Source organism: Sporosarcina sp. FSL K6-5500 (genome assembly GCF_038005665.1).
Taxonomy (GTDB): Bacteria; Bacillota; Bacilli; order Bacillales_A; family Planococcaceae; genus Sporosarcina; species Sporosarcina psychrophila.
In genome coordinates, this window is the sequence record NZ_JBBOTP010000001.1 from 698,281 (window position 1) to 713,657 (window position 15,377).

At 38.3% G+C, this 15,377-nt stretch carries 15 protein-coding genes; 3 read left to right on the forward strand and 12 right to left on the reverse strand.

All coding sequences use genetic code 11. The features are described 5' to 3' along the window. Window positions 1-62 precede the first annotated feature (62 nt). Window positions 63-203, forward strand: a complete 141-nt coding sequence (locus MKX62_RS03105; protein WP_340740661.1) for a sporulation histidine kinase inhibitor Sda — start codon at window positions 63-65, stop codon at window positions 201-203. 101 nt (window positions 204-304) lie between these two features. On the opposite strand, the gene MKX62_RS03110 is transcribed toward MKX62_RS03105, so the two are convergent. Continuing rightward, window positions 305-1,690, reverse strand: coding sequence for a S41 family peptidase (locus tag MKX62_RS03110; protein WP_340740662.1), 1,386 nt, complete (start codon window positions 1,688-1,690; stop codon window positions 305-307). 201 nt (window positions 1,691-1,891) lie between these two features. Here MKX62_RS03110 and MKX62_RS03115 point away from each other — a divergent pair, with 201 nt between their 5' ends. Further along, window positions 1,892-2,788, forward strand: a complete 897-nt coding sequence (locus tag MKX62_RS03115; protein WP_340740663.1) for a hypothetical protein — start codon at window positions 1,892-1,894, stop codon at window positions 2,786-2,788. A gap of 570 nt (window positions 2,789-3,358) precedes the next feature. Here MKX62_RS03115 and MKX62_RS03120 read toward each other — a convergent pair. From MKX62_RS03120 to MKX62_RS03145, 6 genes are all read right to left on the reverse strand, one after another. Further along, entirely contained in the window at window positions 3,359-4,666 is a 1,308-nt protein-coding gene (locus tag MKX62_RS03120; RefSeq protein ID WP_340740664.1) for a TRAP transporter large permease, read from the reverse strand. Next, complete coding sequence (locus MKX62_RS03125; RefSeq protein ID WP_340740665.1) at window positions 4,663-5,157, reverse strand: TRAP transporter small permease; 495 nt, start codon at window positions 5,155-5,157, stop codon at window positions 4,663-4,665. Before MKX62_RS03125 ends, MKX62_RS03120 begins: the two co-directional genes overlap by 4 nt. Window positions 5,158-5,176: 19 nt before the next feature. Further along, on the reverse strand, window positions 5,177-6,190 hold the full coding sequence (locus MKX62_RS03130; RefSeq protein WP_340740666.1) for a TRAP transporter substrate-binding protein: 1,014 nt from the start codon (window positions 6,188-6,190) through the stop codon (window positions 5,177-5,179). 306 nt (window positions 6,191-6,496) lie between these two features. Further along, complete coding sequence (locus MKX62_RS03135) at window positions 6,497-7,471, reverse strand: aminopeptidase (RefSeq protein ID WP_340740667.1); 975 nt, start codon at window positions 7,469-7,471, stop codon at window positions 6,497-6,499. Between the two features lie 45 nt (window positions 7,472-7,516). Beyond that, the gene (locus MKX62_RS03140) at window positions 7,517-7,978 is read right to left on the reverse strand and encodes a RidA family protein (protein ID WP_340740668.1); all 462 of its coding nucleotides are present in this window, start codon (window positions 7,976-7,978) and stop codon (window positions 7,517-7,519) included. Window positions 7,979-8,394: 416 nt separating this feature from the next. Continuing rightward, window positions 8,395-9,747, reverse strand: a complete 1,353-nt coding sequence (locus MKX62_RS03145; protein ID WP_338652378.1) for an IS1182 family transposase — start codon at window positions 9,745-9,747, stop codon at window positions 8,395-8,397. Between the two features lie 246 nt (window positions 9,748-9,993). Between MKX62_RS03145 and MKX62_RS03150 the strand changes: the two genes are divergently transcribed. Next, window positions 9,994-10,917, forward strand: coding sequence for a LysR family transcriptional regulator (locus tag MKX62_RS03150; RefSeq protein ID WP_187045735.1), 924 nt, complete (start codon window positions 9,994-9,996; stop codon window positions 10,915-10,917). Between the two features lie 118 nt (window positions 10,918-11,035). On the opposite strand, the gene MKX62_RS03155 is transcribed toward MKX62_RS03150, so the two are convergent. The 5 genes from MKX62_RS03155 to kdgD all read right to left on the reverse strand — a co-directional run bounded on the left by MKX62_RS03155 (window position 11,036) and on the right by kdgD (window position 15,119). Beyond that, entirely contained in the window at window positions 11,036-11,725 is a 690-nt protein-coding gene (locus tag MKX62_RS03155) for a FadR/GntR family transcriptional regulator (RefSeq protein ID WP_340740669.1), read from the reverse strand. Between the two features lie 24 nt (window positions 11,726-11,749). Continuing rightward, the gene (locus MKX62_RS03160; RefSeq protein WP_340740670.1) at window positions 11,750-12,037 is read right to left on the reverse strand and encodes a hypothetical protein; all 288 of its coding nucleotides are present in this window, start codon (window positions 12,035-12,037) and stop codon (window positions 11,750-11,752) included. A gap of 203 nt (window positions 12,038-12,240) precedes the next feature. Next, a complete protein-coding gene (locus MKX62_RS24385; protein WP_338655315.1) occupies window positions 12,241-12,441 on the reverse strand; it encodes a hypothetical protein in 201 nt (66 codons plus the stop codon). A 275-nt stretch (window positions 12,442-12,716) separates the two neighbouring features. Then, window positions 12,717-14,177, reverse strand: coding sequence for an alpha-ketoglutaric semialdehyde dehydrogenase GucD (gene gucD, locus MKX62_RS03165; protein ID WP_340740671.1), 1,461 nt, complete (start codon window positions 14,175-14,177; stop codon window positions 12,717-12,719). Window positions 14,178-14,186: 9 nt separating this feature from the next. Continuing rightward, window positions 14,187-15,119, reverse strand: coding sequence for a 5-dehydro-4-deoxyglucarate dehydratase (gene kdgD, locus MKX62_RS03170; RefSeq protein WP_340740672.1), 933 nt, complete (start codon window positions 15,117-15,119; stop codon window positions 14,187-14,189). Window positions 15,120-15,377 lie beyond the last annotated feature (258 nt).

Consider the following 15,377-nt stretch of genomic DNA (forward strand, 5'->3'; position numbering starts at 1 on the left):
ATTTCAATATAGTACACATAATCTATAATCTATAATCTATACGATTGGAGGTGGAACCCCAGATGAATAAACTACCTGATGACTTGTTGATTGAATCCTATTTCAAGGCAAAAACCATCAAACTATGCCCTCACTTTATTCAATTATTAGAAGCGGAAATTCGTCGACGCTCTTTACACTATGAAGTTCAACTTTCTTCTTGATTTTACAAATTTTTAAAAATGAATTTCATATTCCATGAAAAAAAGCACCAGGTTTCACCCAACTTTATATTTCTTAAAGTCGACGAAAACCCGGTGCTTATTTATTTAACCGATACTTCTAAGTATACACCCTGTTTCATCGGTTTATTTTGCGTATTTTTATAAAGCGGATGAATCACAAGTACATATCTACTTCCCGCTATCAATGGTTTATTCGGAACAACAGTAACTGTAGTTGCATTCACAACCTTTATAGAAGCCCCGATCTCTTGTCCTCCCAATTGGATAAGTTGAACCGTTTTTTTATCGATGTTTTTCCAATTCATTGTTGTATTCATTTCAACCGTAAACTTCTTGCTGACGGGGACATTCACAAGTTCAGGAAGCTGTTTGTATCCCTTCAGCTTTTTAAGTAACTGATCATGATGGGACACTTCGAGCTCAGCCTCTTTTTTGGTTATGACATCCGGCTTAACACCCACTTTATCTACTGATTGTCCGCCCGGCGAATAAAATCTTGCAGTCGTCATTTTCAACACACTGCCATCATCAAATCCATACATCGCTTGCATCGTACCTTTACCGTAGCTCGTTTGACCGTATAAAGTAGCCGTCTTTTGCTCTTTCACTGTCGCAGAGACCATTTCCGAAGCACTCGCACTGTATTCATTAATCAAAACATGCGTTGGTCCGTTATACTTTCTTGGTTGAATAGTCGACGGATAAGTCATCGGCTTACTGTTCTTTTCCCTTAATTGAAACGCGTTGACTGTATTTGGAAAGAATCCCGCAATGTCCTGTGCAGCTGTTATGTAACCTCCGCCGTTGTTACGCAAATCAACAATCCATCCATCTGCTCCGTTTAAAGATTGAATTGCTTTGTTCATTTCTCTCGAGGATTCCATTGCAAAACTGTTCAGTCGAATGTAGGCAATATTGCCGCCAAGCATTTCATATTCAACATTCGGCAGCGTAATCTCTTCCCGCGTAATTTTTTTGGTGATAGGGTCTCGTTGGCCAATCCGGTTAATCGTTACCGTAACCACTGTTTTTTCTTCTCCGCTAATTAACGATATCGCAGTCTGAATTGACTTCCCTACGATGCTTTTCCCATTTACATGTGTAATCACATCACCCGGTTGTATTTCCGCTCTCGCTGCAGGCCCTTCCGGAATAACCGAAATGACTTTAACACCTTTCAAATCCTCTTCTAGCACAACACCAATTCCAACTATCCGCTGCTCAATCCCATTAACGAATCCTTGGTACTCCTTCGCACTCATATAGACGGAATGGGGATCGAGATGCTTTGTAATCTCCTTAACTGTGCCCTTAGACAACACCGATTCCGGCACGTCATCGACATAGAAATCACGCACCAATTGCCGGATTTCATCAAGCGGTTCTGCTGACGCGGAAGTTACCTGTGGAAGTAATACGAATAGCATGGCAAATAACAACACAAATGATTTCAGGCTTATCTTCACGCTGATTAATCCCTCCTATTAATTTCAACTTTCTTCTATTATACGCTTTTCATTGATAGGCTCCAAGTTAGATTAAAAGTATTCGAATCATTTTGTAATCATCCATATAATGAAGTGAAATGTTTATTTATCTTAGTGGCTGACACCACCAATGTCCTGTATAGTTGAATGCACAACAACCCAATAAATGGAGGTACCAATATGCAAAAGTGGATACCACGAACAGCCATCCTGCTTCTCGCAATCATTGTAACGGGATGCAGCCCCGACAAAGATCAGATTCCCAGTGGCAAAACTGATCCAGTAAAAAATCCGACACCTACTAACGAAACCGTCTCCGAAAGCCCTTGGAATGGAGAATGGTTTTTCCTAAGTGACAACATACTTGGCACGCTGCACATTACGGAGAACGCTGAATCTGAATTCGCCTACAAAATAAGCGGCTTACAGCCAACTACCGAAGACTCTTCTCCGAAGTCACTTACCTTTGAAGGGAACGGAACAATTGATGGCAATCAAGCCGAAGCTACTTGCGAGGCTACCGCAAACTGCAAAATGATCATCAAGATGGACGGCTCAGCGCTTCAGCTCACCATCAATGATGAAATTACTGACGGATCTCAGTTAATACTCAGCGGTGAATACAAAAAATCTACTTCAATAGAAGAAACACCTATGTTCCGTATGAAAAATGATCAATTCCTAATCTACGGCGTTCTACAAGGCGACAAACCGTCGGCAGTGAAAGCAAAGCTTGGCAATCCAGAATCTGAAGGCCCTGATGAAATGATACAAAATTACTGGATTCAACAATACCCTGCGAAAGAATTACTCGTCACGTATTACGACGATTGGGTAGAAACAATTTCTTTCACAACAACAAAAGAGGCTCTTGAAAAGGAGATTGTAGAGCACTTTGAAGGCGAACGATATCACAATAAAGACGGTACCGACTATTTACTAGTACCGCAAAATCAAGATCTTTTACTGTATCGTCCAAACGAAGAGGACCCCTCCACAATCAATGTTCTCGTTACAGTAGCTGACGAAAACTTTTATTATAGTTTGGAGCACGGTGAAATTTCCGTGGTGGAGTAAACAACAAAAAAGTCAGCCAACTTTGAGAGTTGGCTGACTTTTTTCATTTCAATTGATTGGATTTATTCCCTAAATTCGAGATCCACGATGACAATTGACTTTTTCAATTAAGATACTAATTTCCCTCTTCGCCAAGACTTCGATACATACTAAATCTATCTAGATGCAATGGTATTCATTCTTATTGAATACAACAAAGTTTTCAAATTCAATTCTAATTCGTGTGATTGCGAGGCATTATTATTGAATCTTTTCTTGTTTTTTCAATTTAACTGAAGACATATCGAAGCAACTTGCCCGACTATCGGGTGTCCCATATATCGGAGCGGATATTGTGGAAACATAATTCGTCACAATCTATGATGTATTGCTTACATTGAAGATGCAGTAATTTTAAAAAACAAACGCCGGTGCCTGTGTATGAAATTAGTTTCCGCCATCTTTCTAATGATGTCTAATCGCCTGATTTGAGGATATAACATTAACCCCCATTAGAATGCGCCAATACTTGGTATACAAATAAGGAGCTGTTTGTCACACAGCCCCTTGTTTATTATTTCAAATGTTATATTAACGATATCCAGCTAATGATGGTAAGAATGATGAAAACCATGGGAAATAGGTTACCAGCATAAGAACAACAAAAATAGCTCCATAAAACTTTAAAAGATGTGGCATAACTTTTTCCAATTTCCTATCGGCCACTTTAATACCGGCAAAAAGAATATTCCCTACTGGTGGGGTAATCGTTCCAATACATAGATTAAATGTAAGCATAATTCCAAAATGTAAAGGTGTCATTCCTAATGCTAAACAAACAGGAAGTAAAATAGGTGTGAAAATTAAAATCGCAGGCGTAAGATCCAAAAATGTACCTACAAATAGTAATAAAAGATTTATCGCCAACAAGATAATGATAGGATTATCAGAAATCCCCAATATGACATCAGCCATCATGTTAGGTATTCCAGTAAACGACATGACCCAGCCCATAATATTAGAAGCGCCGATTAAGAACATAATAATCGCTGACAACTTCGCGCTATCAACTAGAATTGTATATAATTCTTTAATTTTTAACGTTTTATAAAAAATAGTGGATAAAAGCAAGGTGTAGACAACTGCGAATGCTGCACTTTCTGTAGCAGTGAATATACCACCAACAATCCCACCAATAACTATAATAATCAAAAACAGGCTTGGTATTGCATCTAGTGTAACTCTAATAAATTCCTTAAATGATATTGGTTTTGTATCGATATATCCTTTCTTCTTTGTATAAAAATAAGCCACAACCATACAACTTAAACCCCATAATATACCTGGAAGTATGCCTCCAAGAAAAAGAGCTGCAACTGAAGTTCCACCACTCACCAACGCGTAGGTTATTAAAGCAGTACTGGGTGGAATTAACAGTCCAGTAGGTGCGGTTGCGATGTTAATTGCTGCTGTAAAATCCTCATCATAGCCCTTCTCTTTTTGAATGGGACTCATAATTGTTCCCATTGCAGATACAGCCGCTGTTCCCGAGCCAGATACTGATCCAAATAGCATATTAGCTACTACATTGGTGTGAGCTAATGAGCCCGGAATCCTCCCTGTCATTGCAGTTGCTAGATTGATTAAACGAAGGGCAATGCCTCCCTTATTCATTATATTTCCCGCCAGAATAAAGAAAGGAATTGCTAATAGTGTAAAGATATTAATCCCCTGAAACATTTTTAATGCAGAGGAAGGAACCGCTGCCGAAAAACCCAACGATTGCGTAATAGCTAATATTGATGCAACAATCAATGTGATACCAATTGGAATACCCAATAGTAGTAGAATAACAATTGTCACAAGGATCAATAAAGCAGCTGATAACGCTACGCTCATTGTAATTCCTCCTTTTCGCTATCGTTAAATTTCTGAATAGATTGAATGATATTTAGTACATTGTAGATTATAATCAAAATACCACTGAGTGGAAGAATTGTATAAACAAAGTCCATAGTAATATTTAAAGTGGGTGAAGCCTGCAGTGCACCTACTCCGACAAAATCTATTCCTCCGACTAAAAAGACAATTACTGCAATCGCTATAATTAGCAATTCAGTAAAAATTGATAAGACAAGCCCGCTTGCTCCTTTAAACTTATCTGAAAGTAGGGATAGCCTCATATGATCTTTTTGACCAAAGACAAGTGCAGCGCCTAGCAAGGATACCCAGACAAATGAATAACTCAGCATATCTTCTGACATTGTACTCGGAGCTTTGAAGACGTACCGTGTAATCACTTGGTACGTCGCAAGTAAAGTCATAAAGGCTAATAATAGTGCACAGATCGCAGCTAGGACTTTATCCATAACGCTTCTTATCTTTTCCATTATCATCCTCTCCTTTCATTTAGTTTTGAATTTTTTGGACTATGTCATAAAGAGTTTGCAATTCCGGATTTCCTTTCAATAACTCTTCTTTTACCGGCTTTTGTAGTTCTTCAAATGGTTCTTTATCCACTGTAATAAACTCTACTCCCATCTGTGTTGCCTCCTCGATCGCTTCTGAAATGAGATTGTCCCATTCCCCATTTGCAACCTCGGTACTCAATTTGAAAGCATTTTGAAAAACTTCTTCTTCTTCATCCGTCAATGAATCCATAAATATTGTACTTGCCACAAACATATCTGTAAAAATCTGATGTTCTGTCCGAGAATAGTATTTTGCAACCTCTCCATGTTTCATATTAACAAGTGCCATCTCAGGATTGGTTCCAGCATCAATTACCTTATTTTGTAATGCAGTATAGACTTCACCGTATGCCAAAACAACTGCTGCTGCATCAAAGCCTTGTACCATCTTTACGTTCGCCTCACTTGACTGCACACGAACCTTCAAGCCTTTCAGGTCTTTCGGTGTTTCAATTTTCTTCGATGAATAGAAATTATTAACACCATTAGCAAACCAAGTGACTCCCTGAATTCCCTTATCAGCTGTAGACTCGTAAATCTTGTCTATAAATTCTTCTTCGTCCATAACTTTGCGAAAACTTGCTTCATCTTTAAATAAATAAGGTAAACTGAAAATCTTATATTCATCAGCAAATGCTTCTAAATTGCTTCCACTTGTAACAACCATGTCCAAGGATCCCATCTGTAGTAATTCAAGCGCCTCTGAATTTCCACCAATTACACCATTGGTAAAGATTTTTATTTCAATTCTGTCGCCCAGTTTTTCCTCTACATACTCTTTAAATGCATTCAAACCTAGAACGATGGAATGGTTTTCCGGCTGAACTGTAGCTATGCTGATAATTCGTTTTTTGCCTATTTCTTCACCACTAACCGAAGAAGAACATCCAGCTACTACTAGCATCAAAAACAAGCATAGAATGACAGCTGTAAATTTTTTAATCTTTTTCATATAATCATCCTCCTATACAATATTTCGTTACCTCTCACTATTCTTCCTTTACAACAAGAGAGCTTAATAGATTAAATAAGAAGTAGTTGCTAAATGTTTCATCTTAGCCACACATTGTAAGCGCTTACTTCATATGACGATTTATTATTCTGTGTAGACATTTTTGTAATTTAAGTGCTTTCACAAGTTACAAACCATATAGAAACCTCTTGGTACATAGAGTTGTTCTTTTCGCCATCAAACGGGAACAACTTATGATATCAAGAGGTTTTTTTATTAATATTTCTTTGTGAATGATTTACCTAGTTATACTAGCAATTCGCCATCTTTCATAATGAAGCGATCGTCAATCTCGCAGGTCACGGTCTTAATTACCAAATCCAAATGCAATGGGGAGTTTACATGACCACCAAAGTTCAAATTCTTTCCAATACCAATATGGATATTTCCAAAAGAACCTTCATCCGGCGCCATATGCCCACAGAGGAAATTCTCTTTATTTAATCCGAGACCGAGTTCTGCAATATTATAAACTGTCGGATCATTGAAATCAGCTAAGAGTTTACGTAATATATCTGCTTCACGCCCACCCAATATTTCTGTAATAAACCCGTCCTTCACAATACATTTGACTGGCTCATCAATTAAGTTTAATAAAGGATGTGGAATACTTCCGTCAAATACTAATACACCATTAGCTGTCCCTTCAACCGGTCCCAACGCAACTTCTGCATTCGGAGGAAATGAAGCAGCTCCAGGCACAATTGCCGTTCCATGATCCAAAACAGGCTCACGTCCTTCTATACTACAAACCATATTGGTTCCACCAGGTGCAGTAAGTGTAAACGTTTTCCCTTTATAAAAAGGAGCAACACGATTAACTACCCTTGTAACCTCGTCAAAATCCGCCGTTAATCCTCCTGACTCAAACATATGAAGGGCATAATCCTGAAGTCCAATCCAGCGTAATCGTCCATTTTTACTTGCATCTAAACGGGCTTTTGAATGATATAGAGACATCGTGGTTGCACCAAACGCAACATCACAATTATTTAATGCTGCTGTGACAGCTTCCGTAGGTTCAGCACCGTGCCCTTCCCTTGGCGTCATTACAATCATAGTTGTTTCAAAAAACATTTTAGCATACTTATATACGAACTCACCGATTTCTCTTTTATTATCATCAGTAATGACAAGTACCTTTTCTCCTTCTTTTAAATGTGTAATACTAGTAAACAATTGTCTGATACCCAATGGCACTTCTTTTAGCATTTCTTTCATAGCTCTTTTCTCCTTTTTTATGTCAATTTTTAATTTACGACTTCATCATTTTACTTCAACAACAATTTCAACTTCTACAGGTGTTCCTCCTGGAAGTGAAGCTGTTCCCATAGAGACCCTACTGTGTTTCCCCGCTTCACCAAATACTTCATTCACCAAAGCAGACACTGCATCCATAACTTCCGCCTGCTCAATGAAATCTGCTGTACTTGCCACATAACCTTTTATATTGACAATTTTCTTAATACCATCAAGGCTTCCCATCATATTCCTTACTGTTGCTAAACAGTTTACAAAGGCAATCTTAGCTGCGTCTTGGGCCTCTTCAATAGCAATTGTGTCACCAACAATTCCTTGATACTTCAAAATGCCATCCACCTTCGCAGCATTTCCTGATACAAAAATCAAATTACCGGTTCTAACTCCCCCCTCAAATAATCGCTTACTTTGTTTGACTTGTTCAGGAAGTTTATATCCTTCGTTCTCTAATCTTTCTTCATAACCCATAATTATTTCTCCCTTCCACCCAATAACAATAAGAATACTCCGAGTAATTTTCTTTTGAACCAATCTGCTTTCTGCTGTGATATTGCATTATTTCGAGCGCTGTACAGCATCGTAAGCCTCGTATTATACTAAGATATTCTTTTATTAATTCATCCGCGGGTTTCAACATTATCGTATCTTCCCTTCTTCATTTATAATACTACGAATTATCACATAACTACCAATACTTATTTCTACCTGAATACATAGCTTTTATCTATGGTTGTTGGTATAGTTTTAGAAATCATTCGAAAGTAAAGACAATAAAACTGACTTTTTCTTTCGTAAATGAATCAATTTCATAATGCGTACTTTTAAAAAATCATAAAGAAACAGAATTTGAAATGATTTCTTAAAAAAACGAATGAAATAGACGATTATGCTGTTGCGGATAGTTGAAGCTGTGTAAGACGATCAACTGCAAGTTTACTGGCATTGTATGCAATATGAACCAAGTCGAAATGAACTTTGGCTTTGACTCCGGTACAATGATAAATCTGATCTAGCAGAAAAAAGCCTTTTAGATAAGCATTTACACGTTCAACGGAACTTCGTTCCTTATAAATTTCATCCCATTTCATTGACCCACGTGCTGGTGCTGTGTAACGTCTTAGATCGCCAGAAATTTTCTTTTTATAGATTTTCTGACATAAACTGTCGTTAGCTAATGGGCAGTCCTTACATTCGTTTGGCCGTGTGTATTTCAACGTTTTGTACTTCGCATCGAAGCTATCATAACGATAGGAATGTTCCCGCACGCATGTGGGTGCGAAATGCTCATCAAAGCCTATTGGCTCGGGCTCGTTCTTCTTATTATAAGCAATGATAGATTGCGCTCCATTACGATAAATCTGTTCATAAATTGGTTGGTAGTCGTAACCAGCATCCATTGTCACATGTTTTATTTTCAATAACGGAAGGCGTTCTTTAGTACCTTTTAATAATGGGATTGCAGCTTTTCCATCGTTAAGATTACCAGAGGAAAACAGAGATTGAAGAATGTATTGGCTCTTCGTCCCAACTGCCAGATGACATTTGAATCCGTACCAAAATACGTTTTTCCCTTCACTGTTCTTCTTTATTCCCCACTTTGGTTGTGTGGGAACTGAGGAACGAAGTTCCTTAAGCGGTATATCAAGTTGGTATTCAATTTTCTTTTCGTAAACCGGAAGATTCGCTTCTATTTCGGCTTTATCAATTAGCCATTGTTCACGTTCCTCTTTCTTTTTACGCCCTCGTTTTTGGGGTTCTTTTTCAACCTTATCTGATTTATATGGAGCACGATCACGTGCTTCTACATGCGTTGCATCAATGGCTATCGTTTCATCTGAGACGAAACCTTCTGATATAGCCTGAAGAAGTAGGCTTTCTTGAACAATTTCTAACGCATCAGAATCGCTAATCAATGTGATCATACGTGAATAAGAAGCTTCGGATGGGATTTCATCTGATACCAAGAATCCACAATCAACTTTAAATCGTAAGTCTGTAGAGAGACGTTTTACTAAGTCTTTAATAAAAGGAATACGCTCGGTGATTCGGATGATCAATGAATAGATCATTGCAGAGTAATTAAGCGATTGTTTAGGTCCGAATCTAGACTTTTTCATTACTACGTCAAGGATCGGATGAATCTCAATACCGGATAAAATTGAATTAAATCGATGGGTAGGTTCCAAATCAAATAAAACTTTCATGTCAAACAGGCTTTCTTGTCGTATAATAGGCATAGAGCATTTCTCCAGTCTGTTAATGTGTGTGTCAGAACTCTCATTATACAGGATTTGGGGAGGTGCTCTATTTTCTTGCCGTTTTATACTTAGAGCCGCAAGGGCTCAGAGATATGAAATTGATTCAAATGACAATTCATTTTTTCATCAATTTTAGAAGATGGAAAAATCGCAATAAACAGTTGATTGCTACCTAGCGAGGAATAAAACATTTTAGGCTTAAAAACATGAGGAGGACAGATAGACATGAACTTTAATAATCTTTACTATTTTAAGATAATGGCAGAATTCCAGCATTATACACAAGCGGCCAAATTCCTTTGCATTACGCAGCCTAGTTTAAGTCGTGCCATGTCAATACTGGAAGAAGATTTAGGGGTTGCGCTGTTTGAAAAAGAGGGCCGCAATGTTCGTCTGACAAAATACGGTAGATTGTTAAGCTCTTATGTTTCAAAGGGATTTCATGAAATTGAACTCGGTTATGATTTGCTACATCAATTTAAGAAAAAGGATTCTGGGATCATCGATTTTAGTTTCTTATTTGTACTGGGATATCATTTTGTACCTATACTAATTAAAAACTTTCTTGCCGATATAAATCACAAAAATATCACAATAAATTTCCATCAATGCGATACCGCGACCAGTATAAAAAAGATAAAAGACGGTTCCGTGGATCTTGGATTTTGCACCTATATGCCTAATGAACCCGATATAAATTTCACACCCGTTCTCAAGCAAAATTTGGTTTGTATCACATCTTTAAATCATCCATTGGCAAATCAAACTTCATTATCTATGGAAGAATTATTGCCTTACCCAATTATCAGTTATACTGAGTCAGCGGGAGAAATTCAAAGTTTCATCAATCGACTTTTTTCCGGTTGTTCTAAAAAACCTAATCATTTTTGTACTATGGCGGAAGAAATCACTATGGCTGGATTAGTTTCTACTAATCATAATAATTGTATTGCAATCGTACCCGATCTGGATGTTCTTGATAGTTTCTCCATTAAAAAGATTCCTATTGATCACCCTAATGCATTTAGAAATATTTATCTCGCTACTTCTAAAATTCATCCCACGTTACCATGCATAGAGGTTTTTTTCAATTTCATTCTCCAGTACGCAAATTTCTTAAATGAAAAACATGAAGATCTTTCACTCTGAAGGAAATTTAATGGGTAACGGTAAACCCATTCATTTGAATTTGGTATGAACATAAATAAACGTCAACTAATGCCCATCTAAACTTGCAGGCATTAGTTGACGTTTACTATTAGTATAATTACTTCTTTTCGTAATCCTTCAAAATTTTATTTCTCACATAGCTAAGATGCTTATACATTTGTTTAAAGGATTCAAAAGGATCTCTTCTTTTTAATGCTTCATAGATTGCGATATGATGCTCAATTGTAATTTCCGGTTCCCGATAGCTAATTAAGCTATCCGTTTTTTCATGTGTTACAAGCAGGGAATCAATCATTCCCTCAACCACAGGATTATCTGCACTTTGTGCAATAATCCTGTGGAACTCTTTATCTAAACGACCATAATCACCGTCCGCATTCTCTTGTATGGAATCAATGGTCTCCCTTAACCTTTCAAGTTGGTCATCCGTTATTTTTTCAGCTGCAATCGTGACCAAACCCAATTCCAAGGCCATACGCGCTTCGATGATGGCAGGTACATTATTAATAGATAATGCAAGCATAACATTGAATGGATTACTGCCGACCTTGTTATTTATAAATGTACCTCCACGTGGTCTCCTCGTAATGATCTCCAATGTCTCCAATGAACTCAGTGCTTCGCGTAATACAGGTCGGCTTACATCAAACTGCTTCATTAATGACATTTCTGCCGGCAACTTATCCCCCGGTTTCAATTGTCCACTCATCAACAGGTGTACAATTTGTTCTAGCACCTGTTGTGACAATGTACTTCTACGGATAGTATCCATTTTATATTCCTGCATACCACCCCTCCTCTCAAAACTATCCTATTCTTTCTTCATGTTTTCATTATTACCACATTGGACTAAATTTCTCAATTCGGGAACCATGTTCTCATTATAGCCAAATGTTTTTGACTGGATCATTTCAGCGCATTCAGAAATTGCAGCATGCGAATCGACAAATAAATAATCCGCCTCATTAATAATTGTATCAGGAAATCCCTGCATAAATGACTTAAAGGAACCTAAAGCTGCGAAATGCTTTCCAGTTAAATCAATCTGCCCGTCAAAGGGGATTACAGGCTCCACGGAAGTCGTTGTTGTAATAATCAATTGAGCCTCTTTCAAAATTGTTTCGGGTTCAGCAACTTCAAATTGGACGGATGGAAATTCACCCTTGGCTTCCTCTAAAAAAGAATCTAGTCATTCCTTACTACGATTATACACTAAGCGCGCTGTATCGGCCGAACTACACAAGCGGTCTGCAAATGGCTAAACCCCTGATCGCATGTGCCAATGACGCCAATTGTATCAGTTTAATCGGAGGCCAAGTATTTCATACCTAAACCACTTACAGCGTCGGTTCGCATTGCTGTAATCGCTCTGGTATCCATAAGAACAAGTGGTTTCATCGTTTCTCTGTCACTTAATAGAAAAATCCCCCTCAATCTAGCTTCATTATCAGAGGTGATCTCAATTAGTTTTGTCCCATTATAGTTCTCATAAAATGAAGGCATTTACAAAGCCGAATTTTTACCTTCATTTATAAATAATCGCTCTGGGAGCAATGAACGTTTTTCCCCTTCCTGTAAGTAATACGCTTAGATTGTTTCAATAATGCCGCTCACCGAAATGATTCTCCTAATTTCTTGGTCATTAATGTAATGCACGTTATCCCTTCTCATCATTACTCGGGACCATACATCCACTTCAGCAAAAAATCAAACGACTAAAAAAAGGCATGTAAAAATGAGGAGTTAGCTTTTCATCGCATAACTCCTCTGCTTGGATCTTATTTTATAAATACAGTTTTAATAGAAGTGAAAAATTCAATTGCAGCTCTACCCTGTTCCCGGGAATGAGAACTGGATTGCTTCATACCACCGAACGGAGCTTGTAATTCAACGCCCGCACTTTCTGCATTGATCCGCACTAAGCCAGCATCCATTTCGTTAATGAAGGACAACATATTCCCTATGTTTGTTGTAAAAATAGAAGCACTTAGTCCATATTCCGAGTCATTTGCCAGTTCCAGAGCTTCCTCCAGTGTATCCACTTTCAAGAGTGCAAGAACGGGACCGAAGATTTCTTCTCTGACAATCGTTAAATCGGGCGAAGTACTTTCAAAAACGGTTGGTTCCACGTAATATCCTTTATTTTCAAGTACTCGATTTCCACCGAATAACAATGTGGCCCCTTCTTCTTTTCCTTTTTCAATATAGGAAAGAACGGTATTCAACTGGCCTTCGCTGGCACAAGGTCCCATCCACGTACCTGATTCAAGACCGTCTCCGACAGTAATTTCCGCCACTTTTTCAAGCAACTTTTCTTTAAATCTATCGTATACCTCTTTTTGAACGATAACACGGCTTGTTGCTGTACATTTTTGGCCAGTAGATTTTAGTCCACCACTGATTGTAGCATCGACTGCCAAATCCAAATCCGCATCACTTGCAACAATAACTGGGTTTTTTCCACCCATCTCAAGTTGATATTTAATTCCCCTTGTAACAGCGCTATGGGCCAGTTGTTTACCGACTGTGTTCGACCCTGTAAACGTAATGGCATCGATTTCACGATGATTTACCATCTCTGTACCAATTTTAGCACCTGAGCCTGTCACCATGTTGATAACACCCGCCGGAAAACCTGCATCGTGCAGGCAGTTAATCACTTTAGCACATGTAATGGCCGTTTCACTTGCAGGTTTAATAACAACTGTATTCCCATAAATAAGTGCTGGGGCCATTTTCCAGAGTGGAATAGCGACCGGGAAATTCCACGGCGTAATAACTCCAACAACCCCTACAGGAACGCGTGTTGTAAACAAAAGTGCTTCGCTATCTGTTGAAGGGATGACGTCCCCGATCGACCGCATTCCCTCGCCAGCATAATATCGTAGGATAGCTACACCACGTGCAGTTTCTCCCTTCGCCTCAGCAAATGTTTTCCCCATTTCTCGGGTCATTGTAGCCGCAATGTCATCGATACGCTCCTCTAATATAGAAGCAGCTTTCAATAAATAATCTCCGCGAACACTTCCTGCTAGTTTACGCCAAGCTTTTTGCGCTATTCGAGCAGAGGTTGCCGCATCATTAAAATCATTGCTTGAGGATAGTTGATACGAACCGACCACTTCACCTTTTATTGCAGGATTTTTACTGACCTCCGTCTGACCTGTATCGGAAGCCACCCATTCGCCGTTAATATAATTTAAGAATGTCGTAGTTTTAGATTCAGTTGTTGTATTCATAATTACCTCCTAGTTTATAGCCTTGGCATGAGTAGGGTATTTCGCCAATGCATTATTAATAATCGATTTTAACTCCTCATAATGCCCCTCTTCCACAGGGGCGATAGGCGCTCGGACATTTGTAGTGACAGGAAGGCCTACGATTTGCATCCCCGCTTTAATAAGTGAAACAGCATACCCTTTTTTCTGTTTCCGAATACGATGAATTGGAAAGATTACTTCTTCATACAATTCATGAACTACTTCGTCATTTCCTTTTAGCAGTGCATCATAATACTTCGCGGAAATGTGAGGGATATAGTTGGAAATAGCCGATGAATAAGAAGTGAATCCAAGGTTTACATACGACGCCATCGTCACTTCTGCTAACGGCATTCCATTGATCCACTCCAGGCGGTCACCAATCAAATGAGTGAGCTCAACATTTAGCTCCATATCACCTAATCCATCTTTATAGCCTACGAGCTGAGGTATTTCACATAGTTTTTGCAAGGTTTTAGGTTCTAAAACACAGTTATCACGTTGATAAACAATTGCATTCAAATTTGTACTTTCTATGATCTTACTCAAGTAATTATAGATTCCGTCTTGAGAAGGATCTATCAAATACGGAGGTAAGATCAGGTAACCTTCAGCCCCAAGTTCTTTAGATATTTGAGCTTGTTCAAGAGCATAAGTAATGTTCCCACCAACACCCGTATAGAGTGGTACTTTCCCCTTAGTCTTTTCTGCTGCAACTTCAACCATTGCTCTATATTCTTCATTGCTTATTGCATGTAATTCCCCTGCACCACACGCGACAAAAACCGATTTCAACCCATTTTCAATTAAAAACTCAATGTTTTCACCTAACGCATGTAAATCCAATTTACCTTCTGCATCCATTGGAGCAACTGGGAACCCTAAAATTCCTTTTGGTGCTCTCCTACTAAATGTACTCATGTTAATTCCACCCCTCAAAATTGTATTTATTCTATATGTCATATTGTAAGACAATAATAATTATCTGTCAACTCTTTTAAAAATACGCTTGAAAAAAAGCTCCACATTTAAATTGTTATACCAAACGTATAAGTAGAATTCGGACTGAATTATGTAGTTTTACTATCATTAGTGATACAGTGATTTTGGGCTAAGGTTGTTTCATGTACATCTGGCTGAGAATAGAATCCTGTTTCCTGTAATCCACCAATCTATAAA